This window comes from Pseudomonas brassicacearum (assembly GCF_003732225.1).
GTDB classification, from domain to species: domain Bacteria; phylum Pseudomonadota; class Gammaproteobacteria; order Pseudomonadales; family Pseudomonadaceae; genus Aquipseudomonas; species Aquipseudomonas brassicacearum_E.
The window spans coordinates 299,401-319,849 of sequence record NZ_MOBJ01000003.1; the positions used below are offsets into that span (position 1 = coordinate 299,401).

The window sequence follows — 20,449 nt, forward strand, 5'->3', positions numbered from 1 at the left end:
CGGACCATGCAAACTCGTGACGACATCTTCAACACCCTGCGCGATGCCTTGGTCGAACTCTTTGAGCTGGAACCCGAACGCGTGAACCTGGACTCCAACCTGTATCAGGACCTGGAAATCGACAGCATCGACGCGGTCGATCTGATCGATCACATCAAACGCCAGACCGGCAAGAAAATCGCCGCCGAGGAATTCAAGTCGGTGCGTACTGTCGGCGACGTGGTCGAGGCGGTCTACCGTCTGGTTCAACCGGCCGCATGAGCCGAGTGATCGGCCTCGGCCTGCTGCTCGCGGGCCTGCTGTACCCCTTTGCGGTGTATTTCGGCATGGAACATTTCGCCCCATGGCAGTTTGGTCTGCTGCTGGGCGGATTGTGGCTGGCCCGTGCGCTGCTGGGCGAGCGGCGTCCGGGCAGCGTCTGGATGGCGGTGGTTGCCATTGCTTTTTGCCTGCTGCTGGCGTTGTTCGATAGCCCTTTGTTGCTGCGCTGGTACCCGGTGTTGATGAGCGGTTTCATGCTGGTGCTGTTTGGCCTGAGCCTGAAGTTCGGGCAACCGATGATCGAGCGGCTGGCGCGTTTGCGCGAACCGCATCTGCCGGACAAGGCAATTGTTTATACCCGCCAGGTGACGATCGCCTGGAGTGTGTTTTTCCTCTGTAACGGTTTGCTCGCGGCCGCCCTGACCCTCTGGGCGCCGCTGAGTTGGTGGATGTTGTACACCGGCCTGATCTCCTACGGGTTAATGGGTTTGCTGTTTGCCATTGAATGGCTCATACGACAACGGGTACGAGGCCACCCATGAATTGGATAAAACTTGAGCAACTGTTGCTCAAGGCACTACCTGAGCGTGCCGTCACGGCCGGTCCGGCGCTCAATCACGCCGACCTGCGTGAGCAGGCCCTGCGCCTCGCCGCCGGTCTGCAAGCACAAGGTGTAACGCGCATCGCCATGCACCTGGAAGACGCCGCTGAACTGGCCATTGCCCTGCTCGGCGCCTGGCGTGCCGGGGTCAGCGTACTGCTGCCCGCCGACCTGCAACCCCAGACTCGCCTGCGCTGGTCGACGGCAGTCGACCTGTGGCTGACCGATCTGGCTGACGACGCGCACCTGGCGGACTTCCAACAGGCGCCGCTGGCCGCCGCCGAACTGGATCTCGATCACTGTCACCTGAGCCTGTGCACCTCCGGCTCCAGCGGCGAACCCAAGCGCATCGAGAAAACCCTGCGGCAACTGGCGAATGAAGTTCAGGCGCTGGAGCAGTTATGGGGCGCGGACCTGGCCAACGCTTGCATCATCGGCAGCGTCGGCACCCAGCACATCTACGGATTGCTGTTCCGGGTGCTGTGGCCGCTGTGTGCCGGTCGTCCGTTCGTACGCAGGCAGTTGGCTTTCCCGGAAGACTTGCAGCGCGCCAGCCGCGAACATCCGACCTTCGCCTGGGTCGCCAGCCCGGCGTTGCTCAAGCGCATGGGCGATAACCTCGACTGGCCGGCGTTGAGCGCGGTCCGCCGGGTGTTTTCCTCCGGCGGCGCCTTGCCGGCCGAGGCTGCGCAAAGCTTGCACGAACGCCTGCAACAATGGCCGACGGAGATTCTCGGCAGCTCGGAAACCGGCGGCATTGCCTGGCGTCAGGGCCACGATCTCTGGCAGCCCTTCGCCGATGTCGTGCTGAGCCAGGACAGCGACGGCGCCCTGCTCATCGCCTCACCGTACTTGCCGGTCGACCACATTGAACACACCGCCGACGCCGCGCGCATCGCCACCGACGGCCGTTTCGAGCTGCTCGGACGACTGGACCGGATCGTCAAGCTGGAAGAAAAACGCATCTCGTTGCCCATGCTGGAACAGGCGCTGATGACCCACGACTGGGTCGCCGAAGCGCGCCTTGGCGTGGTTCAGGAAAACCGTGCGTCGCTGGGAGCCTTGCTGGTGCTGAGCGAACAAGGTTTGCATGCGCTACGCAACCAGGGGCGGCGCACGCTGACCCAGGAACTGCGCCAGCACCTGAGTCAACATTGCGAAACCCTGGCCCTGCCACGCCGCTGGCGGTTGCTGCGGCAACTGCCGCTGAACGCCCAAGGCAAACTGCCGCAAGCCGAGGTTGAAGCCTTGCTGCTGGCGCCCCGCCCAAAGGCGCCACAGCTGCTGGAACAGGTCGAAGTGGACGGTGAGTGGAACCTGCAACTGGCGGTGCCGCCGGACCTCGCTTACTTCAGCGGCCACTTCCCGCAAACCCCCGTATTACCGGGGGTAGTTCAAGTCGAGTGGGCACTGGATCTGGGCCAGCAACTGATGCATCTGCCGACAAGATTCGCTGGTATGGAAGTGCTGAAATTTCAGCAACTGGTACGCCCCGGCGATGAAGTCCAACTGCACTTGCGCTTCGACCCGCAACGTAGCAAGTTGTATTTCACCTACCGCAATGAGACGGCCACGTGCTCCAGTGGGCGGATATTGCTGGAGACTGCGCATGTTTAATCTTGGCGAGTGCTTTGCACTCGATCGCGAGCAAGCTCGCTCCCACACTAGAGTTGTGCCGGCTATAAAATGGGGGGCTGACTACGATTCAATGTGGGAGCGAGCTTGCTCGCGATGCAGGCACCCAGGTCCTTCAGGTGTACGCCAACATGCATAACCCCTGCGCCGTGATTCCGGTCTACAACCACGAAACCGCCGTCACCAACGTGGTCGACGCGCTGCTCGCCTGCCACCTGCCGTGCATTCTGGTGGATGACGCCAGCAGCCCGGCCTGTGCGGCGGTGCTTGAGCAACTGGCCCGGCGCGATCAGGTTTTCCTGATCAAGCTCGCCGTCAATCAGGGCAAGGGCGGCGCGGTCATGACCGGGTTTCGCGAAGCCTCGCGCCTGGGCTTCAGCCACGCCTTGCAGGTGGACGCCGATGGTCAGCATGATCTGAGTGATGTCGAGACCTTTATCGAGCAGTCGCGCGCCCATCCCGGCGCATTGATCTGCGGCTATCCGCTCTACGACGCCAGCGTGCCGAAGGGCCGTTTGTACGCCCGCTACCTGACTCACGTCATGGTCTGGATCAACACTCTTTCGTTGCAGATCCGTGATTCCATGTGCGGTTTTCGCCTCTATCCATTGCCGCCGACGCTGGCGCTCATCAACTCGGTGAAGATCGGCCAACGCATGGACTTCGACACCGACATCATTGTGCGCCTGGCCTGGCGCAATCAGCCGATGCACTGGGTGCACACAAAGGTTCACTACCCCCTGGATGGCGTCTCGCATTTTCGTCTGCTGCGCGACAATGTGCTGATTACGAGCATGCACACCCGCCAGTTCTTCGGCATGTTGCTACGGGCCCCGGCAATCCTCTGGCGACGGTGGCGAGCATGAGCATCAACGCAGACAACGAACACTGGGCCGATCACAAGGAACGCGGCAGCTTTTGGCTGATGAAATTCACCGCGTTCTGCGCAAAAGTGCTGGGGCGTCGGCTGTTGAGCCCGCTGCTGTACGGCATCGTTTTATACTTTTTCCTGTTTGGTCGCAGCGCCCGCCACAGCGCCTGGCACTACCAGCAGCGCCTCGCGGACTGGAGCGGTCGCAACGAACTGCGCCCGACCCATTGGCGAGTATTCGGCCAGTTCATGGCCTTCGCCGACTCCATGCTCGACAAGCTCGACGTATGGAACGGCAAGCTGAGCATCGAACAGATCGAAATCATCGACCCGGCACTGTTGCGCAATCAGTTGCGCGGCGAACGCGGGCAGATGCTGGTCGGCGCCCACCTGGGCAACCTCGAAGTCTGCCGGGCCCTCGCCGAACTCGGTGAAAGGGTCACCATGAACGTGCTGGTGCACACCAAGCACGCCGAGCGTTTCAATCGACTGCTGGGTGAAGCCGGCGCGACCAATTTGCGGCTGATCCAGGTCAGCGAACTGGACCCGGTGATCATGCTGCAACTGAGCCAGCGTCTGGAGCGTGGCGAGTGGCTGGCGATTGCCGGCGACCGCGTACCGCTGCATGGCGGGCGCAGCGTGACGGTGGACTTCCTCGGTCATCCGGCCGCATTTCCCCAAGGTCCGTGGCTGCTGGCCGGATTGTTGAAGTGTCCGGTCAATTTTCTGCTGTGCCTGAAGAAACAAACCGGCGACTATCGGCTGATCATCGAGCCCTTCACCGACGCGGTAGTGTGGAAGCGCAGTGACCGCGAGCAAGTGATTCACCACTGGGCCACGCGCTACGCCGAACGCCTCGGCCAGTGCTGCCTTGAGGCGCCCCAACAATGGTTCAACTTTTACCCATTCTGGAAGACCGATGACGACGCATCTGCTTGAGCCGGTAACCTTCGGCGAACTCCCTTTGCGCATCGAAGACGTGCTGGCCCTGGCCAACCGTCAGGCGCCCGTGCAACTGCAAAACGACAGCGAATACCGTGAGCGCATCGCCAAGGGCGCGCGGTTTCTCGATTCGTTGCTGGACAAGGAAGGCGTGATCTACGGCGTGACCACCGGTTACGGCGATTCCTGCGTGGTTGCGGTGCCGCTGCATCACGTCGAAGCGCTGCCGCGTCATCTGTATACCTTTCACGGTTGCGGCTTGGGCAAATTGCTCGACGCCCAGGCCACCCGCGCGGTGCTCGCGGCGCGTTTGCAGTCGCTGTGCCACGGCGTGTCCGGGGTTCGAGTGGAACTGCTGGAACGCCTGCACGTGTTCCTCGAACAGGACATTCTGCCGCTGATCCCGGAAGAGGGTTCGGTGGGCGCCAGCGGTGATCTGACGCCGCTGTCCTACGTGGCCGCGACCTTGTCCGGCGAGCGCGAAGTGCTGTTCAAGGGCGAACGCCGACAAGCCTCCGACGTGCACCGCGAACTCGGCTGGGAGCCACTGGTGCTGCGGCCCAAGGAAGCCCTGGCGCTGATGAATGGCACGGCGGTAATGACCGGTCTCGCCTGTCTGGCCTTCGCCCGCGCCGACTACCTGCTGCAACTGGCGACGCGCATCACCGCGCTGAACGTGGTCGCCCTGCAAGGCAACCCCGAGCACTTCGACGAGCGCCTGTTCGCCACCAAGCCGCATCCGGGCCAGATGCAGGTGGCCGCGTGGTTGCGCAAGGATCTGGCGATCGACGCGCCGACCGCACCGCTGCATCGCCTGCAAGACCGCTATTCGCTGCGTTGCGCACCGCATGTGCTCGGCGTGTTGGCCGACAGCCTGAACTGGCTGCGCTCGTTCATCGAGATCGAACTCAACAGCGCCAACGACAACCCGATCATCGACGCCGAAGCCGAACGCGTGCTGCACGGCGGGCATTTCTACGGCGGGCATATCGCCTTCGCCATGGACAGCCTGAAAAACCTCGTGGCCAACGTTGCCGACCTGCTCGACCGTCAGCTCGCGCTGCTGGTGGACGAACGCTACAACCATGGTTTGCCAAGCAACCTGTCGGGCGCCAGTGCCGAGCGCGCGATGCTCAACCACGGCTTCAAGGCGGTGCAGATCGGCACCAGCGCCTGGACCGCCGAAGCGCTGAAAAACACCATGCCGGCCAGCGTGTTCTCGCGCTCCACCGAATGCCACAACCAGGACAAAGTCAGCATGGGCACCATCGCCGCCCGCGATGCGATCCGCGTGCTGGAGCTGACCGAACAAGTTGCTGCCGCGACCCTGCTGGCGGCCAATCAAGGTGTCTGGTTGCGCAACCAGGCAGAAGACGCCCGGCCATTGCCGCCAGCGCTGGCAGCGATGCACGAAGAGCTCGCCAAGGATTTCGCGCCGGTCATCGAGGACCGCGCGCTGGAAGGTGAATTGCGTCTGTGCCTGCAACGCATTGCCGAACAACACTGGAGGCTGCATGCGTAGCAAGGGAGTGCTTCACGCCGATACGCAAATCCTCGTGCCATTCTTTGACGTCGACTCCATGAACGTGGTCTGGCACGGCCATTACGTGAAGTACCTGGAAGTTGCCCGCTGCGCCTTGCTCGACATGCTCGGCCACAACTACACCGCCATGCTGGAGTCCGGCTACGCGTGGCCGGTGATCGACTTGCAACTGCGTTACGTGCGCGGTGCAGTGTTCGGCCAGACACTCAACGTCCGCGCCTGCCTGGTGGAATGGGAAAACCGCCTGAAGATCAGCTACCTGATCAGCGATCTCGCCACCGGTGAACGCCTGACCCGCGCCAGCTCGGTGCAAGTCGCCGTACACGTCACGAACCGCGAGATGCAGTTGGCGTCGCCAAAAGTGTTTACCGATGCGGTCGAGAGGATGTTGCCATGAGATTGCTCGCTGTCCTTGAGCACGCCACTCGTAGCAGCTGGCGAAGCCTGCGTTCGGCCGCGAAGCGGTCGCCATTCGGACAACTCGGTTTTCCTGATAAAACGCGAGCTCAGACTTTACGACTGCTTCGCAGCCGGACGCAGCCTAGCGGCAGCTGCTACGGGTTCGGGGTGGTGGCGACGCTGATAGTGATGCTGGGATTCTCATCGCAGGCAAACGCCTTCGACCTGCAACAACTGAGCGATCAACTGGCCAAGCCGAGCGTGATCCACGGCAACTTCATTCAGGAAAAACACCTGCGTGCCCTGCCGCAACCGCTGACCAGCAAGGGCACGTTCGTGCTGGCCAGGGATCACGGTTTGCTGTGGTTGCTCAAGACACCGTTGCAACAGGATTACCGGATCAGCGCCAAGGGCATTGCACGGCGTGACAGCAGCGGCTGGCAAATACTGCCGGGCAAAAGCGCCGGTGCCGAGCAGAACCGCATCTTCCTCGCGGTACTGCAAGGTGACAGCAGCGGCCTGCAACGGGATTTCGAGCTTTCGCTGAGCGGTGAAGCGCAGCACTGGAAGCTCACGCTGACCCCGCGCTCGATGCTGCTCAAGCAAGTGTTCAATCAGATCAACATCGACGGCGGCGAACTGGTGCAGCGCATCGAGTTGCTGGAAACCCAGGGCGACAGCACCGTTTTGCGCATGCAGGACACCACCAGCGCCAACCCACTGAGCGATGCGGAGCAACATGACTTTGCCGAGTGAACGGATGCTCCCACGGCTATTTCTGACCCTGCTGGTGGCGGTGCTCGCACTCGCCGGCTGGCAGTGGCACGACGGCGCACCGCTGTCGGCCAACCTGATGGATCTGGTGCCGGGCACCGCGCCGGATGCGCTGGAGCTTAAGGCCGAGCAGCGCATGCAGGAGCCGCTGAACCGCGAAATGCTGGTGCTGGTCGGTCACGCCGATCGCCAGCAAGCCATCGCCATGACGCAAAAACTCGGCGAACAGTGGCTGGCCAGCGGCGTCTTCGAAAAGGTCCAATGGAACCTGCAAGCCGACCTGCCGGCGCTGCGCACGCAACTGCTGCAAGGTCGGCTGGCGATGCTCTCGGCAGCCGATCGGCAACAGTTGATCGAGCAGCCGCAAGCCTTCATCCAGCAACGCGTACAAGCGCTGTTCGATCCCTTTACCGGTTTCAGCCTGGTGCCGAGCCAGGATGACTGGCTGGGTCTGACCGGACGTATTCAAAACAGCCAGCCGCAGCATGGCTCAGTGCAACTGGACATTGGCAGCGGCGCATTGGTCGCCGATGCCGACGGCAAAAGCTGGGTATTGCTGCGGGCTCGCACCAGCGGCAACGCGTTCGACATGCGCCTGCCACTGAAAGTCGCCGAGCTGCTCAAGCACAGCCGCGAAGAAGCGGCGCAGGCCGACGTTCAATTACTTGCCGCCAGCGGCCTGCTGTACGCCGCCAACGGTCAACAGCAAGCGAGCCGCGAGATCACCTGGGTCGGCGGTGGCGCGACCGCCGGCATCCTGTTGCTGCTGTTGTTGGCGTTCCGCAGGCTTCGGGTGCTGCTGGCCTTTATCCCCGTTCTGGTCGGTATGCTGTTTGGCTCGGTGGCCTGCGTCGCGCTGTTTGGTCATATGCACGTGATGACCCTGGTGCTGGGGTCAAGCCTGATCGGTGTCGCGGTCGATTACCCGCTGCATTACCTGTCCAAGAGCTGGAGCCTGAAACCCTGGCACAGCTGGCCCGCACTGCGCGTGACCTTGCCGGGATTGACCCTGAGCCTGGCCACCAGTTGCATTGGTTATCTGGCACTGGCCTGGACACCGTTCCCGGCGCTGACCCAGATTGCCGTGTTCTCTGCCGCCGGTTTGCTCGGCGCGTACTTGTCGGCGGTTTGCTTGTTGCCGGCGCTGCTCAAGGGTACGGATCTACGGCCAGCGCAATGGCCCTTGCGGGTTGCCGAGTTTTTAGTGAGCGTGCGTGAAGCGCTGCTCAAACGCGTACGCAGTTCGGTCCTGCTGGTGTTGGTCCTGGCCTTTTGTGCCGGCGGCCTGTGGCACCTGACCACGAAAAACGACATCCGTCAGTGGGTCAGTGCGCCGCCGCAGTTGATGGACGAAGCGCAGACCATTGCGCGCATCACTGGCTATCAACCTACCAGCCAGTTTTTCCTGGTGCGCGCGGTCAATCAGCAGCAACTGTTCGAACGCCAGAAAGCCCTCAGCGAACGGCTGGATCAGTTGGTCAATCTGGACAAGCTCAAAGGCTACCTGGCGCTGAGTCAACTGGTCAGCCTGCCTTCCGAGCAGCAACAGGTTCGCGACGCCCTGAATAAACTCCCGGCATTCTGGCAACCGTTGCTTGATCTCGGTATCCCGGTCACCGCGCTGCAAGCCGAACTGGCGCAGTTGCAGGCATTGCCGGTCGAAGACATCGACGCAGCGCTGGTCGGCCCCTTGGCCGAGCCATGGCGTCCGCTATGGCTGGGCGCCTCGGATGACGGCGTGGCGGCGATGGTCAGCCTGCAAGGCTTGAACGATGCCGCGTTGCTGCGGGTGCAAGCGTTGGACTTGCCGGGTGTGCAGTTGGTGGATCGTCTGGACGACCTGAATAAAGTCTTCGCCGCCACCCAGATCAGCGCCGCTGAATTGAAACTGATGTCCTGCGCGTTGATCGTGCTGCTGCTGATTCTGCCCTTCGGTTTTGGCGGCGCCCTGCGGCTCGTCGCGCTGCCATTACTGGCGGCATTGTGCAGCCTCGCCAGCCTCGGTTGGCTGGGCCAGCCGCTGACGCTGTTCAGCGTGTTCGGGTTGCTGCTGGTGACGGCAATCAGTGTCGATTACGCGATCCTCATGCGCGAGCAGATCGGCGGTGCCGCCGTGAGCCTGCTCGGCACGCTACTGGCGGCAGCGACCACGTGGCTGTCGTTTGGTCTGCTGGCGATTTCCAGCACGCCGGCGGTGAGCAACTTCGGTCTTTCGGTGAGCCTCGGGCTGGCCTTCAGTTTCATCCTCGCGCCGTGGGCCAAACCTTCGGCGCACGCCGCGCCAATTGCGGAGCCGGCAGCATGATGATCGCGCTGTTCTGGCTGCTGGCCCTGGCGCTGTTCGCGGTGGCGACTCGCGTCGGGCGTCATTTCGGTTTGATCCCGATTGTCAGCCAGTTACTGCTGGCGACCTTCGGCCTGCCGCTGCTGATGTATTTCTGGATTGAGCCGTACTGGCAGTTGAGCGGCGCCGAGCTGGTCTCGCCGGGCTGGCTGAAAAACCTCTACAGCCTGAGTTTCGCGCTGTTGCTGGGGCATATCCTCAGCGACGTGATCGACCTGAAGCTGGATCGCCAGAGCCTGAAAATCGCTCTGCCGAGTTTCAGCATTCCGTTCATCTGCGGTCTGGCGACGGCCATTTGGCTGCTGCCGGATCAGCCATGGTTGAGTTCGCTGGCAGTCGGCCTGTTGTTCGCGATCACAGCAATCCCGGTGCTGTATCTGTACCTGCGGCACATCAACTATCCACCGGCCGCTACCCGCCGACTGGTGCAGACCGCGATCCTCATCGACCTGACCTGCTGGAGCCTGTTCGCCTTCGCCCAAGGCAGTCTGCACCTGAGCAGCCTGTTGCTGCCGCTGGCCGGCGCCTGCCTGCCGTTGCTGCTGCGTGCGTTCGGGTTGCGTCAGCCGCTGCTGCACAGCCTGGGTTTCTTCGCGCTGCTGGTGGTGGCGGAACACTTCAAACTCAATGCGCTGATTTTCGGCATCGGTTATCTGTTGTGCATGGCTGCTCTCAAGCTACCGCTGGTGCTACCGTTATCGGCAGCCTGGATGAGCCGCCTGCAGAACGGCATCGCGATTCCGCTGATCCTGACCTTCGGCATTGTGCAGATCAACGTGCACAGCGCCATGGACAGCCTCAGTTGGGCGCAGCTCGGTGCGCTGCTGGTGTTTCCCATTGTCAGCAAACTGCTGGGTAACTGGCTCGGCCTCGGTTGGGCCGGCGCGTCGTTTATCGGCGCCAGCCGCTGGCGTGAAAGCCTGCTGCTGAACATTCGCGGCTTGAGCGAGATCGTCTTTCTCAACCTGCTGCTGCAACAACAGCTGATCAGCCCCGCGCTGTACTTCGCGCTGATGCTGATGGGTTTGATCGCAACGCTGCTGCCGGCACTCGCCGGTATGCGCCGAATTCCCTCACAGGTCGCCGCCCCGGCCAGGAGCTCCAGTGCCAACAGTTGATACGGAACGTCGCCAGGTCATCGTTATCGGTGCCGGCCCATCGGGTGCCATCGCTGCCGCCTTGCTCAAGCGTAACGGTCATGATGTGCTGATCATCGAGCGCCAGCATTTTCCACGGTTTTCCATCGGCGAAAGCCTGCTCTCGCACTGCCTGGATTTCGTCGAAGAAGCCGGCATGCTCGAAGCGGTACAAGCCGCCGGTTTTCAGCTGAAAAACGGCGCGGCATTTGCCTGGGGCGAGCGTTACAGCACCTTCGATTTCGGCGACACCTTCAGCAACGGCAAGCCGACCACCTTTCAGGTTCAGCGCGCTGACTTCGACAAACTGCTGGCCGATCAGGCAGCGCTGCAAGGCGTGGAGATCCGTTACGGCGAGACGATCACCAGTGCCAACTTCGAATTGGCCAAACCCCAGCTCGGCGCTCGCCGCGAAGACGGCAGCGAATACCGTCTCGAAGCCGACTTCGTGCTCGATGCCAGCGGCTACGGCCGCGTCTTGCCGCGCCTGCTCGACCTTGAAGCGCCGTCGAACTTCCCGCTGCGCCAAGCGGTGTTCACCCACATCGAAGACCACATCGACGGCCCGCACTTCGACCGTGAAAAGATCCTCATCACCACCCACCCGACCCACCGCGACATCTGGTTCTGGACCATCCCGTTCAGCCAGGGTCGCTGCTCGGTGGGCGTGGTTGCCGCGGCCGAACACTTCGAAGGCCGCGGCGACGATCTTGACGCCTGCCTGCGCGGCTTCATCGCCGAAACCCCGAGCTTGGCCAAGGTGCTGAAAAACGCCCATTGGGACACACCGGCGCGGACCATCGGCGGCTACTCGGCCAACGTCAAAACCTTGCACGGCCCGGGCTTCGCCTTGCTCGGCAACGCCGCCGAATTCCTCGACCCGGTATTTTCCTCCGGCGTGACCATCGCCATGCGTTCGGCGAGCATGGCCGCCAGCGTCCTGCATCGACAGCTGCAAGGCGAAAGCGTGGACTGGCAGCGCGAGTTTGCCGAGCCGCTGAAGCGTGGCGTCGACACTTTCCGGTGTTACGTCGAAGGCTGGTACGCCGGGACCTTCCAGGATGTGATCTACCACCCGGGTGGCACACCGGAAATCCGTCGGATGATCAGCGCGATCCTCGCCGGTTACGCCTGGGACGAACGCAATCCATTCGTCAGCGAGCCCAAGCGTCGGTTGCGCATGCTGTCGGATATTTGCGCGAGTGATGCGACGTGAGCGGCACCGAACAACAATACCTAAGCGACAGTTACGTCGAAGAAACCCGCTTCGGTTTCTGGTTTCTGCGCAGCTTCACCTGGCAGCACCACGTACTGCGGGTGGCAATCAACGACCTGCGCAGCTTGTTCAGCGAAACGCTGCCCAGCCATCCGGTGCTGCTGGATGCCGGTTGCGGTCAGGGCAAGTCGTTCCAGTACCTGCGCCAGGTGTTTGCCCCGCAACGCCTGATCGGTCTGGACGCCGACCCGCACAGCCTGATGCTCAGCGGCGAAGAGGCGCAGCGCCAGAACATCGACGTCGAACTGATCGGCAGCGACTGCGCGACCCTTGCTGTACCAGACGCCAGCGTCGACCTGCTGTTCTGCCACCAGACCTTCCACCATCTGGTGGAGCAGGAGCAAGCCCTCGCCGAGTTCTATCGGGTGCTTAAGCCGGGCGGCTATCTGATGTTTGCCGAATCCACCGAGGCCTACATCGACACCTGGGTGATTCGCTGGTTGTTCCGCCACCCGATGCACGTGCAAAAGAGTGCCGACGGGTATTTGCAGATGATTCGTCAGCAGGGTTTTGAATTCGGCCCGCAAAACGTGTCCTACCCTTATCTATGGTGGAGTCGCGCGAAGGATTTCGGTCTGCTCGAACGCTTTGGACTGCGCCGCCCGAAACCGGTTGGCCAACGGGAAGAAACCCTGGTCAACGTGGTTGCCCGTAAACCGCTCGAAGGTCAGTGCCGATGATTCGCCTCCTGCTCGTGTGCTGTGCCCTGCTGCTGAGCGCTTGTGCCAGCCAGCCGCCGCTGCCCGAGCGCAACCCGACGCTGGCCTTGCCGCTGCAATTGCATGTCGAACGGCAACGGGTCGATCAGCGCCAGGACTGGTTGCTGGTGATCCAGCGCGAAGGTGCCGGCATTCGCTGGTCGCTGATGGACCCACTGGGCATTCCCGTGGCTCGCCAGCGTCTGGTCGACAACCAATGGCAGGCCGACGGTTTGCTACCGCCCAATCCGGAAGCGCGTCAGTTATTTGCGGCGTTATTGTTCGCCCTGACACCAGAGGCGCAATTGCTCGATAATTATCCTGCCGCCCAACGTCACGCCGCTTTACGCTCGCTGGCGCCGCACTGGCAGGTGCTGTATCGAACCCCGTCGGACTTCGTCCTGACGCTGCCCGAACAGCTGAACTATCACGTCACCCCGCTAACCGCCGAGGCTGCGCCATGACGGCCTACCTGAATGCCCTCGGGCTGATCTGCAGCCTGGGGCGCAACAAACATGAAGTCGCCCGCAAGCTGTTTGCCGGCGACTGTTCGGGGATACGCGCCGAGGCCCACTGGGTGCCTGAGCGTTCGCTGCCAGTCGCTGCGGTACACGGTGAGCTGGCCACGATCCCGACCGAGCTGAGCCAGCACCGCACCCGCAACAATCAATTATTGCTGGAAGCCGCGCTGCAAATCCGCGCAGACATCGATCAAGCGATTCAAACCTATGGCCGTGGACGCATCGGCATCGTCCTGGGCACCAGCACCTCGGGGATCGACGAAGGCAGTCGCGGGATTGCTCATTACATCCGCGAAAATCAGTTCCCGCCTGACTACGACTATCAGCAACAGGAACTCAGCGCGCCGGCGAACTTCCTTGCCGACTGGCTACAACTGAGCGGTCCGGCCTATGTGATTTCCACGGCCTGCACCTCCAGCGCCCGCGCCTTGCTGAGTGCCCGGCGATTGCTCGATCTGGGCATGTGTGATGTCGTGCTGTGCGGCGGCGTCGACAGTTTGTGCAAACTGACCCTCAACGGTTTCTCGGCGCTGGATGCAGTATCCGAACAGCGCTGCAATCCGTTTTCGGTCAATCGCAACGGGATCAACATAGGCGAAGCGGCGGTACTTTTCTTGATGAGCAAAAACCTCGGCGCCAGCCAACCGATTGCCCTGCTGGGCAGCGGCGCCAGCTCCGATGCGCACCATATTTCCGCCCCGGAACCCAGCGGCCGCGGCGCCCTGCAAGCAATGAACAAGGCCCTGAGCAGCGCCGGTTTGGCGCCTGAGCGGATCAACTACCTGAACCTGCACGGCACCGCCACCCAACACAACGACGCCATGGAAAGCCTGGCAGTCAACACACTGTTCCCGGCGGGCGTGCCCTGCTCGTCGACCAAACCCATGACCGGCCACACCCTCGGCGCGGCCGGGGCGCTGGAAGCGGCGTTCTGCTGGTTGAGTTTGAGCCGCGAAAATACCCGACATGCGCTGCCGCCCCACGTCTGGGACGGCCAGCCCGACCCGCAACTGCCAGCGCTGAATTTTGTGACCACCGCAGATCGCCTGGAACAAAGCGCTGCACGCTGCCTGATGAGCAATTCCTTTGCCTTTGGTGGCAACAACGTCAGCCTGATTATCGGAGACGCCGAATGATTGATTGGCCTCTCGCCGAACTGCTGCCCCACGCGGGCGACATGATCCTTATCGATCAAGTGCTGTCGTTCGACGAAGAACAGATTCACACCCGCCTCACCGTCAAGCCCGGTGGCCTGTTCAACCGACCCGACGGCAGTTTGCCGGCCTGGGTCGGTATCGAACTCATGGCGCAAAGCGTGGCCGCGTATGCCGGGTGTCGCGCACGCACGCAAGGCAATGCAGTTGAGCTGGGCTTCCTGCTCGGTACGCGTAAATTCGAATGCAATGTGGAACACTTTCCAGTCGGCTGCGAGCTGACGATTCACGCCCTGCGTTCGCTCGAAGACGACAACGGCATGGGTGTCTTCGAGTGCCACCTGACAGCCCCCGGCATTCATGCCATGGCTCGGCTGAATGTGTTCTGCCCGCCTAAGGCAGCTCAATATCTACACGAATCCCCGTCTTCAAAAGCTAATGGAGCCCAGTCATGACTGAATCCGTACTGGTCACCGGTTCCAGCCGCGGTATCGGCCGCGCCATCGCCCTGCGTCTGGCCCAGGCCGGCTTCGATCTGGTGTTGCATTGCCGCAGTGGCCGCTGCGACGCCGAGGCCGTGCAGGCCGAAGTCGAAGCCTTGGGACGCCGTGCGCGAATCCTGCAATTCGACGTATCGGATCGCGCCAGCTGCAAGGTACATCTCGAAACCGACGTGGAAACCCACGGCGCCTACTACGGCGTGGTGCTCAACGCCGGCCTGACGCGCGACGGTGCCTTTCCGGCCCTGAGCGAGGACGACTGGGACGTGGTGATGCGCACCAACCTCGACGGTTTTTATAACGTGTTGCACCCGGTCATGATGCCGATGATTCGTCGGCGCGCCGCCGGGCGGATCGTGTGCATCACTTCGGTTTCCGGGTTGATCGGCAACCGTGGACAGGTCAACTACAGCGCCTCCAAGGCCGGGTTGATCGGCGCCGCCAAGGCCCTGGCGATCGAACTGGGCAAACGCAAAATCACCGTCAACTGCGTTGCTCCGGGTCTGATCGACACCGCGATGCTCGACGAAAATGTACCCGTGGAAGAACTGCTGAAAATGATCCCCGCACAACGCATGGGCACCCCTGAAGAAGTGGCCAGCGCCGTGAACTTCCTGATGTCCGCCGAAGCAGGCTATATCACTCGACAGGTTCTGGCCGTCAACGGAGGCCTGTGTTGATGAAGCGCGTCGTCGTCACCGGCATGGCCGGCATCACCTCGCTGGGCAGCGACTGGGAGACCATCTGCGCTAACTTCAAGGCCAACCGCAGTGGCATCCGGCGCATGGATGAGTGGGATCGCTTCACCGAACTGAACACACGCCTGGCAGGTCCGATCGATGATTTCGTCGTCCCCAGCCACTGGACCCGCAAGCAGTTGCGCAGCATGGGCCGGGTTTCCCGGCTGGCGGTTGGCGCGGCAGAACGGGCGCTGGCCGATGCCGGACTGCTCGGTAACGAGTCGATCAAGGACGGCCGCATGGGTGTGTCCTGCGGCTCATCCACCGGCAGCACCGACGAAATCAAAGCCTTCGGCAAGATGCTGCTCAATTCAGTGGCTGAAGGCCTGAACGCCAACTCCTACGTGCGAATGATGCCGCACACCACAGCGGCCAATATCAGTATTTTCTTTGGCCTCACCGGGCGCCTGATCCCGACTTCCAGCGCCTGCACCAGTGGCAGCCAGGGCGTCGGTTATGCCTACGAGGCGATCAAGTTCGGCCGCCTGCCGCTGATGCTCGCCGGCGGCGCCGAAGAGCTGTGCCCGACCGAAGCCATGGTGTTCGACGCACTCTACGCCACCAGCCTGAAAAACGACGCCCCGAACACCAGCCCACGGCCTTACGACAGTGATCGCGATGGCCTGGTGATTGGCGAAGGCGGCGGCATGCTGGTGCTCGAAGAGCTCGAACACGCGCTGGCCCGTGGTGCGCACATTCACGCGGAAATCGTTGGTTTTGGCAGTAACGCCGACGGCCAGCACGCCACCCGCCCAGAGCAGACCACCATGCGCCGGGCCATGGAGCTGGCGCTGGAAGACGCCGGTCTGGAGCCCTCGGCCATCGGCTACGTGAACGGTCATGGCACCGCCACCGAGCAAGGCGACATCGCGGAAACCCTGGCCACCCACAGCCTGTTCGGCAGCCACATGCCGATCAGCTCGCAGAAAAGCTTTCTCGGTCACACCCTGGGTGCCTGCGGAGCACTGGAGTCCTGGTTCAGCATCGAAATGATGAACAGCGACGAGTACGCCCACACCTTCAACCTCGACAACGTCGACCCACGCTGCGGCGAACTGGACTACCTGCGCGGCGAGTTCCGCCAGATGAGCTGCCAGTATGTGATGAATAACAACTTCGCTTTTGGTGGGGTTAATACGTCGCTGATCTTTCGGCGCTGGTCGTAAGCGCCACATCAAGATCAAAAGATCGCAGCCTGCGGCAGCTCCTACAAGAGCAATGAGCGCAAGGATCCCAAGACCTATGAATGCCACGCCGGGGCAATCATGGCTGGGGTTGCATTGAAGGGGGATTTGGAGAAGGTTCAGTAATTCAAGGCGCCTGCTCCATAGGAGCTGGCGTTGTGTCGGTATCCCCTTCCAACGCCCCCTGGAACTCCGTCTGCAGTAGTGCCAAAAATGCTTCCCGAGCTGGGTGTCGACCTGCGTTTTCATGCCAGTAAAACAGGTTGTCGATACTCGTCAGCTCCGGGAATTCATATCCTTGCCAACCCGCACTGTGGCGGTATTGGTCATAGATCCCGCGAGGAACCAGCGAAACGCCGGCACCGGCACTGACACAGCCAACTATAGCGCCATAGCTTGCGATGCTGACAATCGGCAGCACTTGATCATGGCGCAACAGCCACTGCTCCAGCGCCAACCGGTACGGACAGCCCGGGGGCCACATGAAAATTTCCTTACCTTGCAAATCCGCCGCCTTGCGTAAAGGCCCATGGGACGCGGACGCGATGAGAATTAAATCTTCCTGATACACCACTGCACGCTTGAGACCGGGGCGTTCAATGTTCACTGCAACGATCACCCCATCAAGCCGGTGATGCTGAGTATCGTCCAGCAGTTGCGCCCAGGTGCCGGTGCTCAACTCAAGCGAGACCTGTGGGTACAGCGCATGGTACTTGGCCAATAACCGGGGCAACCGCCCCGTAGCGCTAGACTCAATGGCACCAATGCGCAGGGGACCGCCAGGCGTATTGGTGGGCGCTACCGCGCGTCGGGCTTCATCAGCCAAACACAGGATTTTCGTCGCGTAATCAAGAAATACCTCCCCAGCAGGAGTGATCCGCAACCCTCGACCGTCGCGGAAAAACAGCGGTGTGCCGAGCTCACGCTCCAGGGACTTGAGGCGTGCGGTGATATTGGACGGCACGCAGTGCAGCAATTCGGCGGCGCGCGCGATGCTGCCGAAGTCGTGAACCGTCTTGAACATGCGCAGTTGGGACAATTCCATAGCTCACCCAGAGTGAATTCACAGGTCAGTTTAAGTCACTTGTAGTGAGGCTGCGTGTTTTTGATACTTCAACCCGCGCACGCTGCAAGGACGCTGTCGCCCTTTCATATCCCTCGATAAGCAGGAGTTTTTATGGAGTTAGTTGAGCGAAAAATCCAGTCCCTCGCCGAAAGTGTGTTCACCCATAAAGCCCTCGATAACACATTCTATCGGCGATGGATGGGTGGCTCACTCCCCCTCGCCGACGTTGAGGTGTTTGCTCGAAACTACCTGGCCCGTACGACGCAGACTTCTCGCATGGTTGCCCTGTCGTTTGTGGGCACGGACGACTTGTACGCTCAGGTCGAAATCGTCAAAAACCTGTACTCCGAGATGGGCTACGGCAACCCGGAAAAGGCCCACCTCGCCCTGCTGGAAAGTTATCTGATTGACCTTGTCAGCCGTCTTGCTGATCGGCCATACAGCATGGACGAACTCATGGCTTTGCCTGTGCTGGAAAGTACCCACACGTTTAGTCGCGAACAATTGAGTCTTTACACCGACGGTGGCCACAACAACAATCCGCGCCATGTGCTCGGCACATTGTTGGCTCAGGAGTGGCTGGCCTATTCGATGCTCACCCGTTTATACGAAGGAGCGCGCAACTATAAGCACCTGTATGCCAATAACGACGACTTTCATGAGCACTGCGAGTATTTCTACATCCACATCGGGGATGCGGAAAAAGAACACAAAATCCAGGCCGTGAAAGCCGCCACCCAGGAATGCACCACCGACCAGCACATAGAGGAAGTCCGCGCTTCGTTCAACCGCTTTCTGGTCATCACTGAGCAGTACTGGAACGGAATAGCTCACGCCATGCCCGGCGTGCAAAGTCGTGTTGCTCCCAAGATGACGATTTGATGAATACAAGGCCCAGCGTAAAAATCGCTTTGGCGGCGATCTTTGTAATTCTTTGCTGGGCCTATTCCCCCATTGGAATCCACATCGGACTAAAGGCTTACGAGCCCGGTCATCTCGCACTGATGCGATTCCTCATCGCCTCAACATTCATGGCCGGGGTCGCATCGGTGATGCGTATTTCCCTGCCTCGCCTTAAAGACCTGCCGCTGCTGGCGGTGCTGGGATTTTTTGCCGTCAGCCTGCATCACATAGCCCTCAACTACGGCCAACAAGGTGTTAGCGCCGGGGCCGCCAGCGTACTGGCACAATCCACGCCGCTGTTCAGCACGTTACTGGCGCATTTCGCGCTCAAGGATCGGGTCAACGGCTGGCAATGGATCTGTGTGCTGTGCGGCCTACTCGGCGCCGCTGTGGTAGTCACCGGGGACCGTGGTTTTGGTGAGCTGGATGCGCATGGGCTGCTGATCCTGCTGGCGGCATTTTCATGGAGTCTGTATTTCGCCTTGCAAAAACACCATGCCCATCGTTACGACGGGCTGACGATGGTGTGTTACACCATCTGGTCGGGCACGGTACTGCTGCTTGTATATGTCCCGGGACTTTGGAGCGAAGCACAAAATGCCTCAACTTCGGCCAACCTGGCGGTGCTTATTCTAGGCATCTTCCCCAGCGCCCTTGCGTACCTCGCCTGGGCATATGTACTGGCGCACAGCAATGTGAGCCGCGCTTCCATTTCGCTTTACCTGATACCGCCCACAGCCATGTTGATGGCCTCACTGGTTCTGAGCGAACGCCCTTCGGCCATGGTGATCGTCGGAACGGTTATTGTGCTGATGAGCGTACTCGCCCTCAATCTGGAACCATCGAAAGTCGCGGTTCCTGCCGACGAAGTTTGAACAGCGGTCGTGACCACCTATGAATGACACACAAAATCCGACCTTGGCCTACGAGCACCATGTGCTGATTTGTACCAACTTGCGCCCCGATGGCCACCGTAGCTGCTCGGGCTCAGGTGCTCATGAACTGCTCAGTGCAGCAAAACGCAAACTCGCCAAAATGGGTGAACCAGGAACATCGCGCGCCAACGCATCGGGCTGCTTGGGCCGCTGCGAGCACGGCCCGGTCATGGTGATTTACCCGGATAACCTGTGGTTCTCGTGCAAGACGCCACAACAGGTTGAATGCATTCTCGATCAACACCTCTTGCGCCCCGATCCGCAATTGTGACTCAAGGGGCTTCAGCAGGAATCCACGCCATGACTTGGACGGATGAAGACATGTGCATCGCACAATGGATGCTGGCCGAATACCGTAAACAAGACTATCTGCCGCAAGCTGTCGCCGCTCGGGAGATCCGTCTGATGTTCGGCAACGCTCATGTGTACCAAAATCGCCACGGCAACTGGGCCGTGAACAAGCCGATTCTCGAAGCCTTTAAGGCACTGACTGCTGAGTACGTGGTATGGAGCCGAAGCTTTCAACTATGGAGGCCAAGAACCGCACAAGATCCGGCTGGCATACGCGTGAGCCGCTGACAAGCTATCCCGCCGGATGCCATGCAGCGGGCTTCATGACCTCGCGTAACATCTGAGTGCAACACTCGGCGCCTGCGGAGCACTGGAGTCCTGGTTCAGCATCGAAATGATGAACAGCGGCGAGTACGCCCACACCTTCAACCTCGACAACGTCGACTCACGCTGCGGTGAACTGGACTACCTGCGCGGCGAGTTCCGCCAGATGAGCTGCCAGTATGTGATGAATAACAACTTCGCTTTTGGTGGGGTTAATACTTCGCTGATCTTTCGGCGCTGGTCGTAAGCACCCCATCAAGATCAAAAGATCGTGTGTACAACGCGATCCCCCGTAGGAGCTGCCGCAGGCTGCGATCTTTTCATTTCCCCCTGCAAAGAAATGACACAAAC

At 61.1% G+C, this 20,449-nt stretch carries 22 protein-coding genes and 2 pseudogenes; 23 read left to right on the top strand and 1 reads right to left on the bottom strand.

Translation table 11 applies throughout. The annotated features are described in order from the left end of the window. Window positions 1-6: 6 nt before the first annotated feature. The 18 genes and pseudogenes from BK659_RS04300 to BK659_RS27880 all read left to right on the top strand — a co-directional run. On the top strand, window positions 7-261 hold the full coding sequence (locus BK659_RS04300) for an acyl carrier protein (protein WP_123423883.1): 255 nt from the start codon (window positions 7-9) through the stop codon (window positions 259-261). Beyond that, window positions 258-803 carry a COG4648 family protein gene (locus BK659_RS04305; RefSeq protein ID WP_123423884.1) on the top strand — a complete coding sequence of 182 codons (546 nt, stop codon included), beginning with the start codon at window positions 258-260 and terminating at the stop codon, window positions 801-803. The genes BK659_RS04300 and BK659_RS04305 overlap by 4 nt, the downstream gene beginning before the upstream one ends. After that, the gene (locus BK659_RS04310; protein ID WP_123423885.1) at window positions 800-2,479 is read left to right on the top strand and encodes an acyl-CoA synthetase family protein; all 1,680 of its coding nucleotides are present in this window, start codon (window positions 800-802) and stop codon (window positions 2,477-2,479) included. Before BK659_RS04305 ends, BK659_RS04310 begins: the two co-directional genes overlap by 4 nt. A gap of 149 nt (window positions 2,480-2,628) precedes the next feature. After that, window positions 2,629-3,363, top strand: a complete 735-nt coding sequence (locus BK659_RS04315; RefSeq protein ID WP_123423886.1) for a glycosyltransferase family 2 protein — start codon at window positions 2,629-2,631, stop codon at window positions 3,361-3,363. Then, window positions 3,360-4,307: an LpxL/LpxP family acyltransferase gene (locus BK659_RS04320; protein WP_123423887.1), complete on the top strand. Its 948-nt coding sequence runs from the start codon at window positions 3,360-3,362 to the stop codon at window positions 4,305-4,307. Before BK659_RS04315 ends, BK659_RS04320 begins: the two co-directional genes overlap by 4 nt. Then, on the top strand, window positions 4,288-5,832 hold the full coding sequence (locus tag BK659_RS04325) for an HAL/PAL/TAL family ammonia-lyase (RefSeq protein WP_123423888.1): 1,545 nt from the start codon (window positions 4,288-4,290) through the stop codon (window positions 5,830-5,832). Before BK659_RS04320 ends, BK659_RS04325 begins: the two co-directional genes overlap by 20 nt. Beyond that, on the top strand, window positions 5,825-6,250 hold the full coding sequence (locus BK659_RS04330; protein WP_123423889.1) for an acyl-CoA thioesterase: 426 nt from the start codon (window positions 5,825-5,827) through the stop codon (window positions 6,248-6,250). Before BK659_RS04325 ends, BK659_RS04330 begins: the two co-directional genes overlap by 8 nt. Before the next feature lie 191 nt (window positions 6,251-6,441). Further along, window positions 6,442-7,008 (top strand): outer membrane lipoprotein carrier protein LolA, encoded by a 567-nt coding sequence (locus tag BK659_RS04335; RefSeq protein ID WP_123423890.1) that lies wholly within the window; start codon window positions 6,442-6,444, stop codon window positions 7,006-7,008. Continuing rightward, window positions 6,992-9,331 (top strand): MMPL family transporter, encoded by a 2,340-nt coding sequence (locus tag BK659_RS04340; protein ID WP_123423891.1) that lies wholly within the window; start codon window positions 6,992-6,994, stop codon window positions 9,329-9,331. The genes BK659_RS04335 and BK659_RS04340 overlap by 17 nt, the downstream gene beginning before the upstream one ends. After that, window positions 9,328-10,488: a cation:proton antiporter gene (locus BK659_RS04345; protein WP_123423892.1), complete on the top strand. Its 1,161-nt coding sequence runs from the start codon at window positions 9,328-9,330 to the stop codon at window positions 10,486-10,488. Before BK659_RS04340 ends, BK659_RS04345 begins: the two co-directional genes overlap by 4 nt. Next, a complete protein-coding gene (locus BK659_RS04350; protein ID WP_123423893.1) occupies window positions 10,475-11,722 on the top strand; it encodes an NAD(P)/FAD-dependent oxidoreductase in 1,248 nt (415 codons plus the stop codon). Before BK659_RS04345 ends, BK659_RS04350 begins: the two co-directional genes overlap by 14 nt. After that, window positions 11,719-12,462, top strand: coding sequence for a class I SAM-dependent methyltransferase (locus BK659_RS04355; protein WP_123423894.1), 744 nt, complete (start codon window positions 11,719-11,721; stop codon window positions 12,460-12,462). The genes BK659_RS04350 and BK659_RS04355 overlap by 4 nt, the downstream gene beginning before the upstream one ends. Beyond that, the gene (locus BK659_RS04360) at window positions 12,459-12,944 is read left to right on the top strand and encodes a DUF3261 domain-containing protein (RefSeq protein ID WP_123423895.1); all 486 of its coding nucleotides are present in this window, start codon (window positions 12,459-12,461) and stop codon (window positions 12,942-12,944) included. The genes BK659_RS04355 and BK659_RS04360 overlap by 4 nt, the downstream gene beginning before the upstream one ends. Then, the gene (locus tag BK659_RS04365; protein WP_123423896.1) at window positions 12,941-14,137 is read left to right on the top strand and encodes a beta-ketoacyl-[acyl-carrier-protein] synthase family protein; all 1,197 of its coding nucleotides are present in this window, start codon (window positions 12,941-12,943) and stop codon (window positions 14,135-14,137) included. Before BK659_RS04360 ends, BK659_RS04365 begins: the two co-directional genes overlap by 4 nt. Next, on the top strand, window positions 14,134-14,610 hold the full coding sequence (locus BK659_RS04370) for a hotdog family protein (protein WP_123423897.1): 477 nt from the start codon (window positions 14,134-14,136) through the stop codon (window positions 14,608-14,610). The genes BK659_RS04365 and BK659_RS04370 overlap by 4 nt, the downstream gene beginning before the upstream one ends. After that, a complete protein-coding gene (gene fabG / locus BK659_RS04375) occupies window positions 14,607-15,335 on the top strand; it encodes a 3-oxoacyl-ACP reductase FabG (protein WP_123423898.1) in 729 nt (242 codons plus the stop codon). The genes BK659_RS04370 and fabG overlap by 4 nt, the downstream gene beginning before the upstream one ends. Then, on the top strand, window positions 15,335-16,561 hold the full coding sequence (locus BK659_RS04380) for a beta-ketoacyl-ACP synthase (protein ID WP_123423899.1): 1,227 nt from the start codon (window positions 15,335-15,337) through the stop codon (window positions 16,559-16,561). Before fabG ends, BK659_RS04380 begins: the two co-directional genes overlap by 1 nt. Before the next feature lie 36 nt (window positions 16,562-16,597). Continuing rightward, window positions 16,598-16,705 (top strand): annotated as a pseudogene (locus tag BK659_RS27880) (excinuclease); the annotation flags it as partial. A 1-nt stretch (window position 16,706) separates the two neighbouring features. Here BK659_RS27880 and BK659_RS04385 read toward each other — a convergent pair. Then, window positions 16,707-17,624: a LysR family transcriptional regulator gene (locus tag BK659_RS04385; protein WP_123423900.1), complete on the bottom strand. Its 918-nt coding sequence runs from the start codon at window positions 17,622-17,624 to the stop codon at window positions 16,707-16,709. A gap of 132 nt (window positions 17,625-17,756) precedes the next feature. Here BK659_RS04385 and BK659_RS04390 point away from each other — a divergent pair, with 132 nt between their 5' ends. The 5 genes and pseudogenes from BK659_RS04390 to BK659_RS04410 all read left to right on the top strand — a co-directional run. After that, window positions 17,757-18,527: an iron-containing redox enzyme family protein gene (locus BK659_RS04390; protein WP_123423901.1), complete on the top strand. Its 771-nt coding sequence runs from the start codon at window positions 17,757-17,759 to the stop codon at window positions 18,525-18,527. Continuing rightward, on the top strand, window positions 18,527-19,423 hold the full coding sequence (locus BK659_RS04395; RefSeq protein ID WP_123423902.1) for a DMT family transporter: 897 nt from the start codon (window positions 18,527-18,529) through the stop codon (window positions 19,421-19,423). The genes BK659_RS04390 and BK659_RS04395 overlap by 1 nt, the downstream gene beginning before the upstream one ends. Window positions 19,424-19,442: 19 nt before the next feature. Continuing rightward, complete coding sequence (locus BK659_RS04400; protein ID WP_123423903.1) at window positions 19,443-19,754, top strand: (2Fe-2S) ferredoxin domain-containing protein; 312 nt, start codon at window positions 19,443-19,445, stop codon at window positions 19,752-19,754. A 29-nt stretch (window positions 19,755-19,783) separates the two neighbouring features. Next, window positions 19,784-20,062, top strand: a complete 279-nt coding sequence (locus tag BK659_RS04405; protein WP_123423904.1) for a DUF6953 family protein — start codon at window positions 19,784-19,786, stop codon at window positions 20,060-20,062. Window positions 20,063-20,114: 52 nt separating this feature from the next. Further along, window positions 20,115-20,345: pseudogene (locus tag BK659_RS04410) on the top strand (beta-ketoacyl-ACP synthase); the annotation flags it as partial. Window positions 20,346-20,449: the final 104 nt, after the last annotated feature.

Bases quoted from the DNA above. Each gene is read 5' to 3' on its own strand.
- BK659_RS04300 (WP_123423883.1), top strand. From the start codon at position 7: ATGCAAACTCGTGACGACATCTTCAACACCCTGCGCGATGCCTTGGTC.
- BK659_RS04305 (WP_123423884.1), top strand. From the start codon at position 258: ATGAGCCGAGTGATCGGCCTCGGCCTGCTGCTCGCGGGCCTGCTGTAC.
- BK659_RS04310 (WP_123423885.1), top strand. From the start codon at position 800: ATGAATTGGATAAAACTTGAGCAACTGTTGCTCAAGGCACTACCTGAG.
- BK659_RS04315 (WP_123423886.1), top strand. From the start codon at position 2,629: ATGCATAACCCCTGCGCCGTGATTCCGGTCTACAACCACGAAACCGCC.
- BK659_RS04320 (WP_123423887.1), top strand. From the start codon at position 3,360: ATGAGCATCAACGCAGACAACGAACACTGGGCCGATCACAAGGAACGC.
- BK659_RS04325 (WP_123423888.1), top strand. From the start codon at position 4,288: ATGACGACGCATCTGCTTGAGCCGGTAACCTTCGGCGAACTCCCTTTG.
- BK659_RS04330 (WP_123423889.1), top strand. From the start codon at position 5,825: ATGCGTAGCAAGGGAGTGCTTCACGCCGATACGCAAATCCTCGTGCCA.
- BK659_RS04335 (WP_123423890.1), top strand. From the start codon at position 6,442: ATGCTGGGATTCTCATCGCAGGCAAACGCCTTCGACCTGCAACAACTG.
- BK659_RS04340 (WP_123423891.1), top strand. From the start codon at position 6,992: ATGACTTTGCCGAGTGAACGGATGCTCCCACGGCTATTTCTGACCCTG.
- BK659_RS04345 (WP_123423892.1), top strand. From the start codon at position 9,328: ATGATGATCGCGCTGTTCTGGCTGCTGGCCCTGGCGCTGTTCGCGGTG.
- BK659_RS04360 (WP_123423895.1), top strand. From the start codon at position 12,459: ATGATTCGCCTCCTGCTCGTGTGCTGTGCCCTGCTGCTGAGCGCTTGT.
- BK659_RS04365 (WP_123423896.1), top strand. From the start codon at position 12,941: ATGACGGCCTACCTGAATGCCCTCGGGCTGATCTGCAGCCTGGGGCGC.
- BK659_RS04370 (WP_123423897.1), top strand. From the start codon at position 14,134: ATGATTGATTGGCCTCTCGCCGAACTGCTGCCCCACGCGGGCGACATG.
- fabG (WP_123423898.1), top strand. From the start codon at position 14,607: ATGACTGAATCCGTACTGGTCACCGGTTCCAGCCGCGGTATCGGCCGC.
- BK659_RS04380 (WP_123423899.1), top strand. From the start codon at position 15,335: ATGAAGCGCGTCGTCGTCACCGGCATGGCCGGCATCACCTCGCTGGGC.
- BK659_RS04385 (WP_123423900.1), bottom strand. From the start codon at position 17,624: ATGGAATTGTCCCAACTGCGCATGTTCAAGACGGTTCACGACTTCGGC.
- BK659_RS04390 (WP_123423901.1), top strand. From the start codon at position 17,757: ATGGAGTTAGTTGAGCGAAAAATCCAGTCCCTCGCCGAAAGTGTGTTC.
- BK659_RS04395 (WP_123423902.1), top strand. From the start codon at position 18,527: ATGAATACAAGGCCCAGCGTAAAAATCGCTTTGGCGGCGATCTTTGTA.
- BK659_RS04400 (WP_123423903.1), top strand. From the start codon at position 19,443: ATGAATGACACACAAAATCCGACCTTGGCCTACGAGCACCATGTGCTG.
- BK659_RS04405 (WP_123423904.1), top strand. From the start codon at position 19,784: ATGACTTGGACGGATGAAGACATGTGCATCGCACAATGGATGCTGGCC.